The following is a 20453-nucleotide window of genomic DNA, read 5'->3' as shown; positions in this document are numbered from 1 at the left end:
ACTTAAAAAAATAAATTATGAGCATATGTATTTTAATCCCGATAATAGTAGGACTGCTTTGTGCATTGTTTGGCTACCTTTTAGGAAAAGCCAGTTGTAAGAAAGTTGATACCGAAGTGTATACCAATACAATCGCAAAATTAGAAGGCGATTTACAAACATGCCATTCTAAATTAGGAGCTTTAGAAATGCAAGACCGCAGAATGGCAGCTTCAATGTCTGCGCCAGTTGTTGTTTTTAATGCATCGGAAGCTAAAACCGTTTTTGGGAAGTTGGTTAAGGAAAATGATTTAAAAATAGTAGAAGGTATCGGACCAAAAATAGAACAACTGTTTTTTAGTGCTGGTATTTCTACTTGGAAAGCTTTATCTGAAACCTCTGTAGAAGATTGTAAAACTATACTGAAAGGTGGCGGAGAAGCTTATAAAATCCATAACCCAGGCACGTGGCCAGAACAAGCTAAATTGGCATATGAAGGCCAATGGAAAAAATTACTGGATTGGCAGGATAAATTAGATGGAGGGAAATAATAAGATTCAAAAATTAAAAAACCGCTTAGTTGGTTAAGCGGTTTTTTGTCTTTTAAAAAAACCTTATTTCAATGCCAATTATATTGGGAGTAATAAGGTTTTTATATAGTGTTGATTAATAGCATTACAAATATATTGTCTAATCAGGTTGGTTTATCTCAAATTATATAGTTGGTATAAAAATGTATGTAATTGGTAATATTTAGTGTATAATTATAATTTAGCTATATTTCACCTTACGCAGAATTCGCATGGTCTCTTTATATAAAAGGTAAACTTCTAAACTATAGGCTTTAAGGAGAAGTTTTGCTCTGTACAGTTTGTTTAGAGCATCAGGGAAATTATTTAGATAGCATATTAAATATGTCGCGGGTAAGTTTTTTATGTCCTTTTGTTGCGATGCACTAAGCGATAATCCTTTTCTTAATTTGTCTAATATGGCATTGTTGGCGTTGTAAATATGATGCAGAATTTTTTTATCGTATTGCGGAGGCTCAAACAGTAAGGTTGTGTTTATCTGGTAACTTGCATTATCTTTAAAGCTAATAACAGTTTCTTCTAAAGGATAATAGTTATAAGAATCTTGAAGTCCTAAATGGACATATTCTATAATATTAAAAGAATCTTCTGAAATGGTTATGGAGACCTCGTCTAAAGTGGAGTAAAACAAACGGACCTGTTCATTTATTAATTCTATATCTACTCTAGAATAATACATATTGTGTTTTACCACTTTGCGTTGTCCTGCCCAGCACACCACGAAATATTCCTTAAACACACGATATTCTGGGTGATAATCTTTTCTAGAATTTAAAAAGTCGAAAACACCGTTTAAAGTGTACTCGATGTTATTTTGTGCATGATTTTCAATCGATTCTACAATTTTAGAATTTACATCTTCAATTGTAATGTCAAAAGCTTTCGGCATACTTATGCTACCGTCTCTAAAAAAAACAGCACCGCCGTAATATTTCCAAATGTTTTTTCTTAACGACGTTATCTTATTATTTGCGCGTATGGTTACCAATCCCACAACTTTATGATTGGGTAGATTCGGAAACGGAATGTTTTCGTATTGTACGATTGGTGGATTGGTAAGATAGGCGTTTATTAAATTCTGAATTTTACTATCGTCGAAAAAGTCAACACCTATAATTTCATTGTCGTCATCTTCAACCCCAATAACAATGTAGGAATTGTTTTTAGGATTGCTGTTAGATAAGGCGCAAACGTGTTTTAAAAACTTGGCCTTGCCTTCCTTTTCACTTATATTAATTTTGCGTTTCTTATCATAGAAACTATTTTCGTCATTATGCGCTAATAGATTTTTAATAAGAAGTCGCTTATTAATCATATTAATTCTTCTTTACTGTGGTTGAGTTGGCTTGTGCTGTAGGAAATACAAGTAAATCTGCGATATTAACATGATAAGGTCTGCTTACAACAAAGTAAATAATTTCGGCAATATCTTGAGGTTGTAAGGCTTCAAAGCCTTTATAAACTGAGTCTGCTTTTGGATCGCCTTTAAAGCGTACTTTAGAAAATTCTGTTTCAACAAGGCCAGGATTGACAGCTCCAACTTTTATACCGTAAGGATTCAGATCTATACGCATGCCTTCGGTAATAGCTAAAACGGCATGTTTAGTGGCGCAATATACATTTCCTTTAGGGTAAACTTCTTTCCCCGCAGACGAGCCAATATTAATAATGTGTCCAGATTTGCGAGCCACCATTTTTGGCATAATTGCTTTACTAACATATAGTACTCCTTTTACGTTTATATCCATCATAGCATCCCAATCATCGGTGTCTCCATCTTGAATAGTGTCTAGTCCGTGGGCGTTTCCTGCATTATTTATTAAGATGTCTATATTGCTAAATGTGTCTGGAAGCGAATTTATAGCGTCTTGCGTTGCTTTTTTGTCTCTAACATCAAAACTAAGCGTGTATACTTCGGTTTGGTTTTCTAGTTCTTTTTGTATGTCGTCTAGGCGTTCTTGTCTTCGGCCACATAATATTAATTTTATGTTGTGTTTGGCAAATTCAAAAGCAGTCGATTTCCCAATACCGCTTGTGGCACCTGTAATTAGTGCTATTTTAGTGTTCATAATAAATTTAGTTTTTAATAAAATTCTTCTATAAAAATACTTAATAGACTTTAAAAAATACTAGTGTGTGCGTTATTAATTGCCTAATTCTAAAACTTTATTGTTAGGAAATTCTATTTTTATCATCGAAAATCTTAATTAAGGCATAATGTTTAATTTTTAACCAATTATTAACAGCTAAACACGGAAAATTTTAACAATTTGCAAGACATTAAAATTGCTTACTAAATTCGAGTTTTTAAAAAATAGAATATGGAGGATACCAGTACAGTTGATATTAAATCAATCAACGAAAAGATAGAAAGAGAAAGTGCTTTTGTCGATTTACTTACCTTAGAAATGAACAAAGTAATCGTTGGGCAAAAACACATGGTTGAACGTTTACTTATTGGATTATTAGGTCAAGGCCACATCCTTTTAGAAGGGGTTCCTGGACTAGCAAAAACACTTGCAATTAACACCTTGTCTAAAGCTATAGATGGTAGTTTTAGTCGTATTCAATTTACACCAGATTTATTACCTGCAGATGTTGTAGGAACTTTAATATACAATATTAAAGAGAATGATTTCTCTATTAAAAAGGGACCTATTTTTGCAAACTTTGTGCTTGCAGATGAGATTAATAGAGCGCCTGCAAAAGTTCAATCTGCTTTATTAGAAGCGATGCAGGAAAAGCAAGTGACTATTGGAGACGAAACATTTATTTTAGATAAACCATTCTTAGTAATGGCAACACAAAACCCGGTAGAGCAAGAAGGAACATACCCGTTACCAGAAGCGCAAGTCGACCGTTTTATGTTGAAAACCGTTATAGATTACCCGAAGTTAGATGAAGAACAACTTATTGTTCGTGCAAACTTAAGAGGAACTTACGAAAAAGTAAACCCTGTAGTATCTGTAGCCCAAATTTTAAAAGCACAAGAAGCGGTTCGTGAAGTATATATGGATGAGAAAATTGAGAAGTATATTCTTGATATTATATTCGCAACACGTTACCCAGAAAAATACAGATTAGCAGATTTAAAACCTTTAATCTCTTTTGGAGCGTCGCCTCGTGGTAGTATTAACTTAGCTACAGCAGCAAAATGTTATGCTTTTATTAAGCGTCGTGGTTATGTGATTCCAGAGGATGTACGTGCCGTAGTTTACGATGTGTTACGCCATAGAATTGGAATTACTTACGAAGCTGAAGCAGAAGATATTACCTCAGAAGATATTATTAGCAAGATTGTTAATGAAATTGAAGTGCCATAAAATTTTAATTTAAGACTAATGAAAGACGATTTATGGTGCCTATCATAAATCAAAAATCCACTATCGTAAATTGAAGCATGGACACTAAAGAATTACTAAAAAAAGTACGAAAAATTGAGATTAAGACACGCCGTTTGTCTAATCATATTTTTGGAGGAGAATATCACTCTACCTTCAAAGGTCGTGGTATGACATTTAGTGAGGTGCGTCAGTATCAAATTGGAGACGATGTCCGAAATATAGATTGGAATGTTACCGCACGTTACAACGAGCCTTATATTAAGGTGTTCGAAGAAGAGCGTGAGTTAACCATGATGCTTATGGTAGACGTTTCTGGTTCAGAATGGTTCGGAACAGAGCAGCAATTTAAAAATGAGGTGGTTACAGAAATCGCTGCAACATTGGCGTTCTCTGCGACTCAAAACAACGATAAAATCGGGTTAGTTTTATTTTCCGATACCATCGAGTTGTATATTCCTCCAAAGAAAAGCCGCTCACACGTTTTGCGAATTATTCGTGAACTTATAGAGTTTAAGCCAAAAAGTAAGGAAACAAATGTAGCCGAAGCTTTTAAATTCTTATCTAGCGTCACGAAAAAGCGTGCAATTGTTTTTGTGTTATCCGATTTTATTTCAGACGATTATAAGCAGACATTAAAAATTGCTGCTAAACGTCACGATGTTACTGGAATTCGTGTGTATGATAAGAGTGAGGAAAGCATCCCTAATTTAGGAATGGTACACATGCAGGATGAAGAAACAGGCGAATTAATGTTGGTTAATACATCGTCTAAAGCCGTAAGAGCAAATTACAGTAAATATTATCAAGACAAAGTAAACTATTATAAAGACAGCTTCGCAAAATCTGGAGCAGGAACTATAGATTGTCGTGTAGACGAGAGCTATGTAAAAAAATTACTAGGCTATTTTAAACGCAGATGATAATCTTGAATAATTATGAAAATATTTAAATTCCCAAAACTGAATCATTTTAAGAAAGGCCTGTATTTACTCTTTGTATGCAGTCTATTCTCAGGTTTTTCATATGCGCAAAATATAACCTCAGGAATAGATTCTACTTCTGTAAAAGTTGGTGCTCAAATTACATATAAAATAGAAGTTGAAACAGATACCATTAACCTTGTGGTATTTCCCGAAGGGCAAACATTTGCGCCTTTAGAAATGATACATTCGTATCCTGTAGATACTACTAAGTTAGACAATACTTATAATTTAATAAAGAAATATGGCTTAACACAATTCGATTCTGGACACTACACTATTCCTGTACAGAAAATTGTTGTTGGAGATAAAACGTTTCAAACAGATTCTTTACAAGTTGAAATCAGAGATATTGTCGTAGACTCGACTAAGCAAGGGCTTTACGATATTAAACCGCTTATAGAAGTCGATAAGATTAACAATAATTGGTGGAGATTACCATTGTATATTCTTTTAGGTTTACTAATTATAGGAGCCTTATTGTATTGGTTTATTTGGAGAAAAAAGCCACTAACAGAAGAAGAAGAAATTGCATTGTTACCTCCATACGAGCGTGCAAAACTAGCGCTTAAGAAGTTAGACGATAGTCAGTTTTTGGTGCAAGAAGAAATTAAAGAATACTACTCAGAATTAACGTTAGTACTTCGTAAATATTTAGATGAAAAAGTTTACGATAGAGCTTTAGAAAGTACTACAGACGAGTTAGTAAGCCGATTGCAATTATTAAGAGAAGGAAATCAGATCGATTTTAGTAAAGAAACGATCAAAAATATTGAAAGTATTTTAAAACGTGCCGATTTAGTAAAATTCGCTAAGTCTGCACCAGATATCGCTTTAGCCGAAATGGATAAGCAGACTATTTCATCAGAAATAGATCATGTAAAAGAAGTACTTCCTGAGCCAGATGAAGAAGAAAAATTATTGAATCAGCAATATAAAGAAGAGCAAGCGCGTAAAAAGAAACGTAAGAAAATTTTAATTTCTGTTGTGGCAGGTTTTGGAATAATCGCTTTAATATTCACTGGTTTCTCCATGAAATATGGCTTTAATTATACAAAGGACACACTTTTAGGTCACAATACAAAACAATTGTTAGAAGGGCAATGGGTAACGAGTGCTTACGGGTTTCCGCCAATAACAATTACAACACCAGAAGTGTTAAAACGTTTAGAAACACCTGTGCCAGAAGAGTTGAAAGACAAAATTCAATCTACTAAGTTTGGTTTTGGTACCATGTTAGACGATTTTAGTGTTTCTGTGTCTACCTTAAAAACGGCGCCTCAAAATCAAAGTCAGCAAGGGCAACAAGGTGGACAACAACCACAACAAGATAAAGCTATCGATTTAACTGAAGCGTCAGAACGCGCTATAAAACAATTCGAACTTAATAAAGTAACAGACATAACGGTAAAACAAGAGAAGTTCTCTACACCTAATGGTGCAGAAGGTTTAAAAACTTTTGGTAATGGGCATATTCCTGTAGAAGGTTCAGATAATTATGTGTCTGGCCATTATATTATGCTTCATTTTACCGCACAAAATGTGTTACAAGAAATTATAATTACTTGGAAAAATGATGATGTTTATGCCGAACAAATGGCAGAACGCATTGTAAATTCCGTAGAACTAAATAAAGCAGAATAATGTTTGAGGGTATAGAATTTTTAAACAAAGAGGTATTCTGGTTGCTATTATTGCTTCCACTAGCAATAGTATGGTATGTTTTTATGCAGAACAAGCAGAATGCTGAGCTAAAAATGTCGAGTATTAAAGGGTTTAAGGTAACTAATTCATGGTTACCAAAATTAAAACATCTTTTATTTGCACTACGTTTATTAGCCTTAGCCTTGTTAATTACTGCTTTGGCAAGACCAAGAACGGTAGATGTGTCGTCTAGAACAAATACTACAAAAGGTATAGATATTGTAATGGCTATAGATGTTTCGGCAAGTATGTTGGCGAAAGATTTAAAACCAAACCGGTTAGAAGCCTTAAAAGATGTCGCATCAGACTTTATTAAAGAACGTCCTAGCGACAGAATTGGGTTAGTAGAATATGCTGGAGAAAGTTATACCAGAACACCTATTACAAGTGATAAAGGTATTGTGCTTCGTTCTTTAGACGATATTAAATACAATAATATTATTGAAGGCGGAACAGCTATAGGGATGGGATTAGCAACCTCTGTAAATCGATTAAAAGATAGTAAAGCCAAAAGTAAAGTGATTATTTTGCTTACAGATGGTGTTAACAATTCGGGTTTTATAGATCCAAAAATTGCTAGTGAAATGGCTGTAGAGTTTGGTATTAAAACCTACACTATCGGATTAGGATCTAACGGAATGGCATTATCGCCTATTGGTATTTTGCCTAACGGAAGTTTTCAATACGGACGTGTACAAGTCGAGATAGACGAAGCGCTTTTAGAAGATATTGCTAACGTTACAGGAGGTAAATACTTTAGAGCGACAGACAACCAAAAGTTAGAAGAGATTTACGAAGAAATTAATAAACTGGAAAAAACAGATATTGAAGAGTTTAAGTATTACAATTATCAAGAAAAATTCCGTCCGTTACTTTTATTAGCGGGAATGTTATTATTGCTTGAAATTTTACTGAGATCTACAATATTCAAAAGTTTTATATAATAGATGTTTCAATTAGAAGAAAAAATATGGTTTTGGGCATTGTGTGTCATTCCGGCGATTATCATCATCTATTTGGTGCTTCAGCTTTGGAAACGCCATACTCAAAAAAAGTTTGCAGATAAAGCCCTTTTAAAGCGTTTAAGTCCGAACCGTTCGGTATTTAAATCTGTTTTAAAACTTGTTATTATCTGTTTAGCATTTGCTGCATTAGCTATTGCCTTAGTGAATCCTAAAGTAGGAACTAAGCTAGAAACCGTTAAATGAGAAGGTGTAGATATTGTGTTTGCTGTCGATGTTTCTAAAAGTATGTTGGCCGAAGATATTGCGCCAAACAGATTAGAAAAAGCTAAGCAACTTGTCACCCAAATTATTAATAATTTAGCGAGTGATCGTGTTGGGATTATTGCTTATGCAGGAAAAGCATTTCCGCAATTGCCAATTACAACAGATTACGCTTCGGCAAAAATGTTCCTTCAGAATATGAATACAGACATGATGTCTTCTCAAGGAACCGCCATAAACGAAGCTATTAACTTAGCCAAAACCTATTACGATGATGCCGAGCAAACTAATCGTGTGCTTATCATTATCTCAGACGGAGAAGACCATAGCGATGTTGCTGCACAAGTTGCAGAAGAAGCGGCAGAAGAAGGTATACGAATTTTTACCATTGGTGTAGGAGATGTAAAAGGTGGTCCAATTCCTGAAAAACGAAATGGGATTGTGATGAATTATAAAAAGGATAGCAATGGCGAAACTGTAATTACTCGATTAAATGAAGAAACGCTTCAAAATATTGCAGAAGAAGCGAATGGAGTATATATAAACGGTAGACAAACAAGCGAGGTTGTAGATCAGATTCGTGACATTCTTAACGGGATGGATAAAACAGAATTTGAATCTAAGCAGTTTGCCGACTTTAAAGATCAATTTCAGTGGTTTGTTGGTTTAGCAATTTTGCTTTTATTTATAGATATTTTCTTACTAGATCGTAAGACAGGCTGGTTAAAGAAGTTAAACTTATTTAACGAAAACTTATGATAGAAAACGCTAAAAAATCAGTAATATTCGGATACTTTGATAAGTATGTTATGAGAAGTTTAGTATTAATTTATATTACATTATGTACATTTTCGTCTTTTGCACAAGATGATAATGAAGCACTTATTGAGGCTAAAAGACAAGCTAATAATTTTGTTTTTGAAGGAAATGAGAAAATTCAAGGTGAAGATTATGTCGCTGCAGAAATGGAATATAGAAAAGCAATTTCTGAGGAGCAAGCCAATATCTTTGGAATTTACAACTTAGGAACTTCATATTATAAAAAAGGTAATTTTGAAGAGTCTTTATACCGTTTACAAGAGGCTGCAACTAAAGCTACCGATCGTGCAGAAAAGCATAAAGCCTTTCACAACATTGGTAATATTTTAATGCAGAATAAAAAATGTAAAGAAGCGGTAGAAGCTTATAAGAATGCCTTAAGAAACGATCCATCAGACGAGGAAACGCGTTATAATTTTGGTTTAGCTAAAGAATGCGCAAAAGAGCAAGAAGATCAAAACCAGAATAATGAGGATGATCAAGAAGACAATAAAGATCAGAATCAAGATAACCAAGATCAAAACCAAGACCAGAATAAGGATAACAAAGATCAGGACGATCAAGACAAAAAGGACGAAGGCGAAGATCAGGATCAGGATAAAAAAGACGAAGGCGATCAAGATAAAGATGAAGGTGACCAAGAAGAAAATGAAGATGGTAAGCCTAAAGACGATAAGCAAGATCCAGGAGAAGGTGATCAAAATAAAAAAGAGCAGCCGCAACAACCTAAGCCACAGCAAGGACAAATGTCGCCACAACAAATTAAAAACTTGTTAGAAGCGATGAATAATCAGGAACAGAAAGTTCAAGAAAAGATAAATGCTGAGAAACAAAAAGGTGAACGTATTAAAACCGATAAAGATTGGTAGTTTGTTTTTAGAATGAATTTAAAATGAAAAGTATTAAACACATAGGTATAGTTTTAGTTTTACTGGTCTCAAGCGTAACCTTTGCACAGGTTAAGTTTGAAGCTAAAGTGAGTAAAACTAAACTGGGTATTAATGAGCGATTACGAGTAGATTTTGAAATGAATAAGGATGGCGATAATTTTAATCCGCCAAGCTTCTCTAATTTCACAGTCGTGGGTGGTCCTAATCAATCGGTTAGTAAATCGTGGGTTAATGGTGTGTCTCAATTTAAGAAAACATATTCTTATTTCTTATCCCCAAAAAGTCAAGGAAGCTTCACTTTAAACCAAGCTACTATAGAAATAGATGGCGAACTTTATAAAACTACGCCTACAAAAATTACTGTAACTTCTGCAGTGTCTAAACCAAAAGACGGTAATAATGCAGATTATATTGCATCAGAAAACATTCATTTGGTTGCTGAGGTTTCAAAAGCCAATCCATATTTAAACGAGGCGATTACTGTAATCTATAAGCTGTATGTTTCTACAGAAACAGGAGTTAGTAATTGGCGAGAAATTAATAGTCCGAAGTATAGCGATTTCTGGAGTCAGAATATCGATATAAAAGGATTGAAAATTCAGAATGGAACATACGAAGGAGAGCCATATCGTTATGTCGTATTACGCAAAACGGTATTGTACCCTCAGAAAACTGGAAAACTTAAAATAGAGCCTTTAAGTTTAGATCTTACAGTAGATGTGGCAACAAATAGACGAGACATTTTTGGAGGCCGATTAATGACTCAGGTTCACAAAACAGTGTCTGCAGGAGAACGTATTATAAATGTGAGACAACTTCCTGAAAATGGACGACCAGATGATTTCACTGGAGCTGTAGGAGATTTTGACTTTAAAGTGACCACTTCTAAAACCGAATTAAAAGCTTCAGAATCTTTAGATTTAAATGTTCAAGTATCAGGAAACGGTAACTTAAAATTATTCGAATTACCTCAAGTGGTTTTACCAAGTTCTCTAGAGGTTTACGAGCCAGAACATAACGAAAATGTAAGAACCAATTTAAGTGGTATGCAAGGCGATATTTCCGATAGTTATACGGTTGTGCCTCAGTTTAAAGGGAAGTATCCTATACCTAGTATTTCATTCTCTTACTTTGATGTAAAAACAGAATCTTATAAACGTATCAGTTCAGACGAGATTATTGTTGATGTTACTCAAGGACCTAATAATGTTGCGGCTACTACGCCAAGTGCAACAACAGGAGAGAATAAGCAAGCTGTAGTGTTAAATAAAGATCATTTTGCGTTTATTAAAACAAAAACAAATTTAGAACCGGTTGCTTCATCACATTTCTTTAAAACAAAATTGTTTTGGGGATCTTTAATTGTTCCGTTTTTAATGATTCCGTTAGCGATGGTTTTTAGAAAACAAAAAGCAGTAAGAGATGCAGATGTTACTGGAAATAAAATACGTAAAGCCGATAAGCTTGCTAAGAAATATTTAAGTGAGGCTAAAAAAGCATTAAATAATAAAGAAGCGTTCTATATCGCTTTAGAAAAGGCATTACATAATTATTTAAAGGCGAAACTAAATATTGAAACTAGTGAGTTTAGTAAAGATAGAATACAAGAATTACTAACACATAAGCAAGTCGATGCAAGTGTGGTTTCAGATTTTACATCTCTGTTAGAAAGTTGTGAATTGGCACGTTATACGCCATCTACTCGGGAGACAATGCAGCATGATTTTGATAAGGCGGCAAGTACTATTTCGTTAATTGATAAACAAATTCGTTAAGATGAAAACAGTTTTATACATACTAATGATGTTGTTAAGCAGTCTAACTTTTGCACAAGATCAAGAGGCCGTTTTCGAGCAAGCCAATACACTTTATAATCAAGGGAAATATGCAGAGGCTATAGATAAATATCAAACTATTCTAGATAGTGGTTTGCAGTCTAGTGAGTTGTTTTTTAATTTAGGAAATGCACATTACAAGTTAAATCATGTTGGGCCTAGTGTATATTATTTTGAAAAAGCATTGCAACTAGCTCCAAACGATACCGATATAAAAAACAATATTGCATATGCGCGAAACATGACTATTGATGCTATAGATGTTGTGCCGGAGGTTGGGCTTACTAAGCTCTTAAAGAACGTAACTGGCTTTCTTAGTTTTGATGGTTGGGCCATAACAACAGTAATGTTGTTTGTTATATTTGTGGTATTATTTATTAGCTATTACTTTGCTGAATACACTGCAAAAAAACGATTCGCGTTCACTACAAGTATAATTGTTTTTTTTATAGGATGCTTGACGTTATTTTTTGCGTTCCATGATTATAATTTAACTCAAAAAGATAATCCTGCAATTATTTTCGTACAAGAAAGTCAGGTTAAAAGCGAACCGAACTTAAGCAGTCAAGAAGCATTTATCTTACACGAAGGGACCAAGGTTCAGGTTCTTGATACCGTAAACAATTGGAAAAAAATTAAGTTATCTGACGGTAAAACAGGTTGGGTTTCTAGCACGGATATTAAAGTTTTATAACTACTTTTACATTAAGTTTAGTTATTACTTAATAATCCATGCCTAAAACTTTTATATCCATATTATTTTCTGCAATTTTTGTGCTTTTTATAACGGCACCAACAATTGTTAGTTTACTAGAAAATAATATCGATATGTCTATGTTTTATAATATAGCAGAAGAAGAAAATAGTAAGGAAACGGTTAAATTGATAAGCTTAGGCATAAACACATCTAAAGACTTACATGGTCTGTTTAGTTGTCTTGATCAAGACAATACATTTAATTTTTACTTAAACACATACTCCGAATTACATTTAGATCTTGTGTCTCCACCTCCAGAACGACACATCTAGTAATGCTATTGTTTGGTTGTCTTCGGCCATTAGTTTTACACTCTACAAAATTTTTAAGTTATTTCCTTAATAAATCATAAGATTTTTAGACTTCAAAAGTTTTAAAATTATATTTATCTTGGTCTAATACAAAAATCATCTATCAAATTTTAATGTAATTTTTACGATTTAAAAGTGGTAGTTAACAGTTATAATTCGGCAGTTATAGAGTTGTTAAATTAAAAACAGAAGCTTAAATTTCAATACTTATAAATACAATTCAATCAGATTGTATTCACATATATAACCTAATAGACTAAAGATAAAAGATATGATATTAAAAAATGTTTTTAAAAATAATGAGAAGTGGATTAAAAATAAATTAGCAACTAATGAAAATTATTTTGAAGATTTACGCCACGGACAAAAACCCGAATTTTTATACATAGGCTGTTCAGATAGTCGAGTAGATGCAGAAGGGTTTATGGGTTTAGAGCTAGGACAAGCATTTGTACATAGAAATATTGCAAATATGGTACCTAATACCGACTTGAATGTGATGTCTGTTGTAGATTATGCTGTAGATCATTTAAAAGTAAGTCATGTTGTAGTTTGCGGACATTATGGATGTGGAGGTGTTAAAGCTGCTATGCAATCTGCAGATTTAGGGTTGTTAAACCCATGGCTAAGAAATATTAGAGATGTTTACCGTATTCATGCAGATGAATTAAATAAAATTGAAGACGAAGAGAAAAGGTATAATCGATTAATTGAGTTAAACGTGCAGGAACAATGTGTTAACTTAATTAAAACATCTGCCGTTCAAAAAGCCATTCGTTCTAGAGGAGTTAAAGTTCATGGATGGATATTCGATATGCATACCGGAAAATTAATCGATTTAAAAATTGATTTTGAAGCTATCCTTCACAATATTATGGAAATATATCATTTAGATTAACGTCTTTAATTACATAAAAAAGCCACTCTTTAAGAGTGGCTTTTAACTCAAACAAAAAAATAAAACTCCTTAATTAAGGATAAGTTTTCTAGTAATAGACGTTGTTCCAGACGTAAACTTTAATACATAAACACCACTTTGTAGATTTTCTAAATGCAACTCTTTATTGTAAAAGCCTGTATTGCTTTTTAAGGTGCTACTAAATACTTTTGCCCCAGTAATGGCATAAATTTCTACTTCGTTAATATCTGTCGTTAGTGTGTTTACATCATACACTAAATTGATTTTTTTATCGCTAGACGGATTAGGGTATATTCCGAAACTGATGCTTTCATTCACATCATCAATACTTAAACTATTTGTAATATCATCAAACTTAAAAGCTAAGTTTCCTGTAGCGGATCCTTCAAAGCTTGTAAATACTAATCTGTAAATAGACCCTTCTTCACTTTTAATATAATAGGCTTTGTTTTCATCTACGATATAAGAAAACGTATCCATACTAAAAGATTTCCAGCCGTACCCAATAGAGTTTGTGGCTTCAGAATAGGTTAAATTTGTGGTGTCTGCTGTATCCTCTTCTTCTTCATTGACGGCTACAGTTAGACCTTCGTTTATTAAGGTACCGGTAACAAGATATTTTACAGTATTTCCTTCATTATCCTCAACATCTGTGTAATATTTAGTAAATACTAAATGCCAAGCATCCATATTAGGTTCTGCAACTACTTTCGAGCCTTCTTTTATGGAATAATAATTAAATCGATTATTCTCATTTTCTGTATTTAATATGGTTTCAGTAGTGTCTTCAGACCAAGCAGAACCATCCCATGTTGCATATCTAAAGGTATAACCTCCGTAAAAATCTTCGTTAATAAATTTTGCATAGGTACCATCTGTAAATTTTAAAATGAAGATGATGCTCCCTGTAACATGATGATTTGTAATGTTGTATTCTCCCCAGCCGTAAGTAGCAGAACCTCTATCTATAGATCCAGAAGTCCAATCTGTATCACCATTATATAAGGGTGTCCAATTTTCTTCATTAGTGATGTCTATAGTTGCCCAATCGTCTGTGTCGTTTGAAGCTTCAAAGACTTCAATTAACGAATTTGTTCGAATACTCATACTCATTGCGCTGGTTCTTAAAAATCCAACATCCCAGGCATCTGCAGTAAAACTTGTTACGGTTTTAGTGTCTAAATCGTAATATATGGTATTGGCGTAACTTGGCGCCATAGTTAAAGATACTTCAGTCTCTTGAGCAAAAATGGTTGTGCAGGAGCATATTAAGCATAAAAATTGTAAAGTTCTTTTCATAGTGTGAATGTTTTAAATGGTTGTATAATGGATTAGTTTTTACTGTAAAAGGCTATAAATAAACTCAGGATAACCACGAACTCCAGAGGCGTTAGTTAGTGCTAAGAATTTTAGTTTATAGTAATTTCCGTTTGCGTCTTGTACAATGTAAAAGACATCATCTTTAAGTGTTGGCAAACTGTCTGGTCCGCCGCCATTTCTCCAACTGCTACCAATATTTCGTTGGTCGCTTGTAAATAAAGTAGTGTTTAAATCTGCTAGAGTAAACGTGTCGTAAGTTAATGTTGTTGGGTTATCTTCATCTGCCGTGTCTATGATGTAAGCATTAGCATTTGCTTTTAAATTGTTAACAACAAAATCTGTGTATCCATAAGATCCATAACCCGTAATTTCATTTGTAAATACGGTGAAATTTAAATCCCATTCCGATTTTGTAGGCTCTACATTTACTATAGATTCTGTATTGAAGCTAAAGAAGGTAAAGTTGTAATCGCTATCTTTAGATATTGTAACTTCCTCGTGTGTAGTCGCATTTAAGTCGGCATATTGTAAAACGTAATCGTCACCGTCTCTACTGATTTTAATTTTTTTCCAACCTCTGGATTCACCACCCACAGATACACTTCCTAAAGCAGGTTCTTCTGTTGAAAGTTCATAACCTAAATTAACCAGATACACAGCATTTTCTGAATCTGTACTAGAAACTTCAGCAATAGCAGTTTCGGTGATATCTCCCTCTGGCGAATCTACATAAGCTGTATTCTCGGCATCAAAAGTTCCTACAGCAACTTTTGTTTTTAAAGAAGAAATTTCTTCATCATCTTCGGTTACAGCATCTATGTCTGTTGCAGAAAGGGCTGCTGTGGCCATATAAATAGAACCGTTAATAGAGACTCTAAAATCTGAGCCAGAATAAAAGCCTAAGTCCCAAGAATCGCGTGTAACTTCTGTGGTAGTATTGGTACTTAAGTCTATATATACTTGGTTAGGTTCGTTAGCACCGCCAACATTAGGCGCTATTGTTGCTCCTTCAATAATAACAGTAATAGGTGCATTTGGTGTATCGTCACTGCTTGTGCAACTCGTGAAACCAAAAATGGCTAAACAAGTAAATAGAGTTAAAACGGTGTGGTTTTTCATGATTGGATTAAATGTTTAATTTGTATAACAGTTTTAGGTAAAAAGAACGTCCGTAGCCAAGTAGAAGCGTACTACTATCTGTGGCATGCGTACCGCCACTTGTGGTATTAGAAGTGTTTACGTTAATAACGTTCAGTAAATTCCGACCACCTAAAGTGGTTTCTAGTGTATTGTTGAAAAAAGATTTTTTTATTGAAGCATCCATCCAGCCATAGCCATCTGTGGTCGATTTTGAATACACAGAATCTCCATTAGTGTCTACGCCAGAGGCGACGTATGTTTGCTGTTCGCCATTGTATTTAAATAATACACTAACAGCTGTTTGCCATTTTGAAATGGAGTAGGTCGCGCTCGTATTTAGTTGAAAAGCATACAGAAATTCATCATTGGCATTTTCTTCGTTATTTAAAATTCGAGAAATCCCTTGTAAAGTGGCACCCAAATTAAAATTCCAACGTTCTGCTTGAAAACGGTTTTCTGATGTTAATCCCCAAAGTCTATAACCGTCTATATTAATATATTGATATTGCAATGGCGATTCGTTTACAATAGCCAAATCAATTTTGTCATTTACATCTATATAACTTAGCTTTAATGCATTTGTTAACGCTATGTCATTAAAACGACTATTCTTTTTTAAATTAACAAAAGCAGTGTAACCATTTTCGGGTGTTAAGTCTGCATTTCCTTGTACATCATGATTAGAATCTACGAAATAATAATAGAGTTCTTCAAAATTAGGCGTTCTGTAAGACGATCCTACATTTGCGCGAAGTTCAAATCCGTGATTTAAAAGATAACGTGCACTTACTGCGCCTAGTAGTTTAGAATCGAATTTAGAATTGTATTCGTATCGCAATCCAGGGCGTATTGAAAATTTATCTGCAATGTTTAATTCTGTTGAGCCAAACACTGCGATATTACTCTGATTTTGTGTTTTGGCTTGTTGTGTTTCGGATCCTGAGGCCTGAGTATCGTAACCTTCAATATATTTTCCTTCGTAACCCAACTGAAAATTATAAAAATCACTCTCCACCAAATTATTTATGGTTCCTTTAGAGAAAAAGACTTTACTAGACTGATACGTTTCATCGGTTTCGTCTGTTTTCTCTTCCGTTAAAATGTAATAGTTAAAGGTGTTTAAATCGCGTTTTTGTTGCTGATAAGAAAAATCTGCAGAATAATTGGCACCAGAATTTAAGCCACCAGAAAAGTTTAGATTATTTACAAATCGGTTTGTTGTATAAATTTTATCTGTAGCAGATGGATTGCTAGTTTGTGATGCTACATCTATATTGGCACGTACAGCAGCATCATAGTAATATAATTCTTCATTAAAATAATCGAACTTATATAAGACTTTTAAGTTATTGGTGTTATAATGTAGTAATGCGTTAGTGGTTATTTGCGTTTTTGGAAGCCATTCGTATCCTCTTAAACCATCGTTTGTGTAATAATTTTCACCTTCGTTATCGTTTTTAAATCCAGTAAAATCATTGCGATTAAAACCTATACGCGCCATCCATTTATCGTTAATGTTATGCGCTATATTCACGGCTTGTATATGTCGGCCTTCATCAAACCAGCTGTATTCATCGTTAACGGTTTCTTCTTGTACAAAGGCTTGTATGTCCCAAGAGTTTGAAACTGTTTTTTTTGTAATTATATTTATAACGCCAGAGACTGCATTGGCGCCATACTCTACACCCATAGCGCCTTCAACAATTTCAATACGCTCTACGGTGTCTAAGTTAATTTGAGTTAAATCGATGTTGTTTCCTAATCCACTATCGCTAACTAAAGGAATGTTATCTACTAGAATATTAAAGTATTGTGCATCTAAACCGAAATAAGATATGGTAGATTTTCCGGTTTGTGCGTTGGGAATAATGTTTAAATTTAAATTGAAGTTTAATAAATCGGCTAAGGTGTTGGCAGCCTGATTATCTATTTGCTCGCGTTTAATAACAATTACATTATGTACAGATTTTTGAATCGATTGCGGATTATATTGTCCTGTAACAACAACTTCGTTTAAAGTTTGAATGTCTAAAGAGTCCTGTCTTGCCGTTTGTGCTTTGGCAACAACAGCCATTAAGGGCATAAAAAAAAGTAAAATATAATTTTTATTTAGACTCATTCTTTTTTAGATTTGTGACAAATATATAATCTTATTTTAATTCAGTCTAAATAAGAACAAATATTTTTAATCTAAATTTTCAACCTATAGAAATATTATGAAAAGAGTACTACTATTAACGATGTTAGCATCGGCTTTTACATTTAATTCGGCTGTAGCTCAAAAGAGTAAGTCACAAGACCAAGAAGCAATTAAAAGCATGTGCGGTTGCCACGAAGTGACTTTTAATTTCGCTGAAACATTTAATTATGTAAACGATTCTACTTATATGCCTTCAGAAACAAAGCACGATAAAGGTTTAGAATGGGTAGAGTTAGTCGAAGATTCTAAAGATAAAATCGCATTACAACATTTGTTAATTGTTGGTGATCCTGCACATCCGCATATTGTAAAACATTGGAGACAAGATTGGGAATATGAGAACACAGATTTATACTTATATAATGGTGACAATGTTTGGAACTATGAGGGGTTGACTAAAGACGATGTAAAAGGACAATGGACTCAGAAAGTATTTCAGGTAGATGATAGTCCGCGTTACGAAGGCTCTTCGTCTTGGGTACATGTAGATGGGAAAAGTTATTGGGAAAATACTACTACAGCACCATTACCACGTAGAGAATATACAAAACGAAGCGATTACAACATTACCTTAAGAAGAAACCGTCAAGAAATCACTAAAGATGGATGGATTCACGATCAAGACAACGATAAAGTATTGCGTGAAGCCGGTAAGGAAGATGTTATTATCGCTCAAGAAAAAGGTTACAATACGTATACTAAAGTAGACGATAGTAAATGTGTTGCGGCTCAGGACTATTGGAAAAAAACGAGTGCCAAATGGGCTTTAGTACGCACCAAATGGGATGAAGTGTTTGCTAGAAATAAAAATTTATCTTTGGAAGAAAAAGTAGATAATAAACAATTGTATAAATATTTGTTTTCTGATACAGAATATCAGAATGAAGCAGAAATTAGTGAAGTAATAGAATCTTTTGTAAAAAAATAGTCATGAAAAAATCAGTACTTAAAAAGGGAATTTTAGGAGCATTTTTAGCTTTAGGAGCATTTGCTCAAGCACAACAATCTAACGTGTTCTTAGAACGTGATTTTTGGAAAACAAATCCTTCAATCGAAACTATCGATTTAAAAATTAAAGAAGGAAATGATCCTGTTAAACGTAACGACAGAAGTTTCGATGCTGTTGCGACTGCTATTTTAGGAGATGCGCCAATAGCAACTATAAAATATTTACTTTCTCAAGACGGTAACGACGTTAATAAGTTAACACACGATGGTCGTACATATATCTTTTGGGCAGCTAATAAGGGTAATGTAGAGCTTATGGAATATCTATTAAAGCAAGGTGCTCGAACAGATATATCAGACGATCACGGTTATAGTTTACTAAATTTTGCTGCGACAACAGGACAAAAAAACACGAAGGTTTATGACATTTGTTTGGCAAACGGATTAAAATTAACAGATGTAAATCATGATGGTGCAAATGCATTATTGTTAGTGTCGCAAAGTGCTAAAGATTTTTCTACAATAGACTATTTTATAGCAAAAGGTTTAGATTTAAATAGTAAAGATACTGCTGGAAATGGTATTTTTAATTATGTTGCTAAATCTGGAAATAGAGATATGTTAGAGCAACTTATAGCAAAAGGTGTAGATTATAAGTCTTTAAATAAGGACGGTGGAAATGCCATGATTTTTGCTAGTGCAGGCGGTCGAGGTCCTTCTAATAGTTTAGAATTTTTTAAATATTTAGAAAGTAAAGGGATTGAAGCAAATGTTACTACTAAAGATGGACTAACACCTTTACATGGTTTAGCAGCAAAAAGTAAAGATGAAGCAACTATTATTTATTTTATGAATAAAGGAGTAGATGTTAATCAAGCCGACCAAAATGGAAATACACCTTTCTTAAATGCAGCAGCAAGAAACGATGTATCTATAATCTCTTTATTAGAGCCTAGCTTAAAAAATATTAATGCAACGAATAAAAAAGGAGAATCTGCTTTAGCTTTGGCTGTAGAACATAATTCAACTGAAGTGGTTTCGTATTTAATAGACAAAGGCGCAGACCTTAATGTTGTAGATGCTAACGGAAATAACTTAACAGCTTACCTGATAAACTCTTTTTCTCCTAAAAATAAAGAAGAGTTTAATAAAAAATTAGCCCTTTTAACATCAAAAGGATTAGACGTGTCTAAAGCTCAAGCAGATGGAGATACATTATATCACTTAGCTTTAGATCATAAAGGATTTGAATTACTTAAACTTGCAAAGCAATATAAAGTAGATGTAAATGCTAAAAACAAAGATGGTCTTACCCCTTTATTAAAATCGGCTATGTCTGCTAAAAATGATACTGTTTTAAAGTATTTATTAGATAACGGAGCAGACAAAACGATTACAACAGATTTTGAAGAAACAGCTTTTGATTTAGCTAGTGAGAATGAGCTTTTAAAGTCGAATAACGTTAATATTAATTTTTTAAAATAAGCAGAT

At 33.7% G+C, this 20453-nt stretch carries 17 protein-coding genes and 1 pseudogene; 13 read left to right on the top strand and 5 right to left on the bottom strand.

Annotation, left to right across the window (positions count from 1 at the left end; genetic code table 11):
• Positions 1-17: 17 nt before the first annotated feature.
• Positions 18-530, top strand: coding sequence for a hypothetical protein (locus tag AST99_RS16010; protein WP_057783478.1), 513 nt, complete (start codon positions 18-20; stop codon positions 528-530).
• Positions 531-750: 220 nt separating this feature from the next.
• Here AST99_RS16010 and AST99_RS16005 read toward each other — a convergent pair whose 3' ends face one another.
• On the bottom strand, positions 751-1884 hold the full coding sequence (locus AST99_RS16005; protein WP_057783477.1) for an ATP-binding protein: 1134 nt from the start codon (positions 1882-1884) through the stop codon (positions 751-753).
• 1 nt (position 1885) lies between these two features.
• Complete coding sequence (locus tag AST99_RS16000) at positions 1886-2638, bottom strand: SDR family NAD(P)-dependent oxidoreductase (RefSeq protein WP_057783475.1); 753 nt, start codon at positions 2636-2638, stop codon at positions 1886-1888.
• Between the two features lie 252 nt (positions 2639-2890).
• Between AST99_RS16000 and AST99_RS15995 the strand changes: the two genes are divergently transcribed.
• The 10 genes and pseudogenes from AST99_RS15995 (at position 2891) to AST99_RS15950 (ending at position 13333) form a co-directional block, all read left to right on the top strand.
• Positions 2891-3892, top strand: coding sequence for an AAA family ATPase (locus tag AST99_RS15995; RefSeq protein WP_057783473.1), 1002 nt, complete (start codon positions 2891-2893; stop codon positions 3890-3892).
• Positions 3893-3969: 77 nt separating this feature from the next.
• A complete protein-coding gene (locus AST99_RS15990; RefSeq protein ID WP_057783471.1) occupies positions 3970-4833 on the top strand; it encodes a DUF58 domain-containing protein in 864 nt (287 codons plus the stop codon).
• 15 nt (positions 4834-4848) lie between these two features.
• A complete protein-coding gene (locus AST99_RS15985; protein ID WP_057783469.1) occupies positions 4849-6537 on the top strand; it encodes a hypothetical protein in 1689 nt (562 codons plus the stop codon).
• Complete coding sequence (locus AST99_RS15980; RefSeq protein WP_057783467.1) at positions 6537-7541, top strand: vWA domain-containing protein; 1005 nt, start codon at positions 6537-6539, stop codon at positions 7539-7541. Before AST99_RS15985 ends, AST99_RS15980 begins: the two co-directional genes overlap by 1 nt.
• A 3-nt stretch (positions 7542-7544) precedes the next feature.
• Positions 7545-8582, top strand: a pseudogene (locus AST99_RS15975) (VWA domain-containing protein).
• On the top strand, positions 8579-9511 hold the full coding sequence (locus AST99_RS15970) for a tetratricopeptide repeat protein (RefSeq protein ID WP_232301637.1): 933 nt from the start codon (positions 8579-8581) through the stop codon (positions 9509-9511). Before AST99_RS15975 ends, AST99_RS15970 begins: the two are co-directional and overlap by 4 nt.
• 23 nt (positions 9512-9534) lie before the next feature.
• On the top strand, positions 9535-11307 hold the full coding sequence (locus tag AST99_RS15965) for a BatD family protein (RefSeq protein WP_057783465.1): 1773 nt from the start codon (positions 9535-9537) through the stop codon (positions 11305-11307).
• A 1-nt stretch (position 11308) separates the two neighbouring features.
• A complete protein-coding gene (locus AST99_RS15960; RefSeq protein ID WP_057783463.1) occupies positions 11309-12061 on the top strand; it encodes a tetratricopeptide repeat protein in 753 nt (250 codons plus the stop codon).
• A 38-nt stretch (positions 12062-12099) separates the two neighbouring features.
• Positions 12100-12396, top strand: a complete 297-nt coding sequence (locus AST99_RS15955; RefSeq protein WP_057783461.1) for a hypothetical protein — start codon at positions 12100-12102, stop codon at positions 12394-12396.
• Positions 12397-12706: 310 nt separating this feature from the next.
• Positions 12707-13333, top strand: coding sequence for a carbonic anhydrase (locus AST99_RS15950; protein ID WP_057783458.1), 627 nt, complete (start codon positions 12707-12709; stop codon positions 13331-13333).
• Positions 13334-13402: 69 nt separating this feature from the next.
• On the opposite strand, the gene AST99_RS15945 is transcribed toward AST99_RS15950, so the two are convergent.
• Genes AST99_RS15945 through AST99_RS15935 form a run of 3 tightly spaced genes read right to left on the bottom strand, consistent with a single transcriptional unit; the run spans position 13403 to position 17933 of the window.
• Complete coding sequence (locus AST99_RS15945; protein WP_083495714.1) at positions 13403-14653, bottom strand: T9SS type A sorting domain-containing protein; 1251 nt, start codon at positions 14651-14653, stop codon at positions 13403-13405.
• Between the two features lie 39 nt (positions 14654-14692).
• A complete protein-coding gene (locus AST99_RS15940; RefSeq protein WP_057783454.1) occupies positions 14693-15793 on the bottom strand; it encodes an HmuY family protein in 1101 nt (366 codons plus the stop codon).
• Between the two features lie 7 nt (positions 15794-15800).
• The gene (locus tag AST99_RS15935; RefSeq protein WP_057783452.1) at positions 15801-17933 is read right to left on the bottom strand and encodes a TonB-dependent receptor plug domain-containing protein; all 2133 of its coding nucleotides are present in this window, start codon (positions 17931-17933) and stop codon (positions 15801-15803) included.
• A 97-nt stretch (positions 17934-18030) separates the two neighbouring features.
• Between AST99_RS15935 and AST99_RS15930 the strand changes: the two genes are divergently transcribed.
• Positions 18031-18942 (top strand): DUF6607 family protein, encoded by a 912-nt coding sequence (locus AST99_RS15930; protein WP_057783450.1) that lies wholly within the window; start codon positions 18031-18033, stop codon positions 18940-18942.
• A gap of 2 nt (positions 18943-18944) precedes the next feature.
• On the top strand, positions 18945-20447 hold the full coding sequence (locus AST99_RS15925; RefSeq protein WP_057783448.1) for an ankyrin repeat domain-containing protein: 1503 nt from the start codon (positions 18945-18947) through the stop codon (positions 20445-20447).
• Positions 20448-20453: the final 6 nt, after the last annotated feature.

Source organism: Formosa algae (assembly GCF_001439665.1).
GTDB classification, from domain to species: Bacteria; Bacteroidota; Bacteroidia; order Flavobacteriales; family Flavobacteriaceae; genus Formosa; species Formosa algae.
This window is presented reverse-complemented; position numbering and strand designations above follow the sequence as displayed.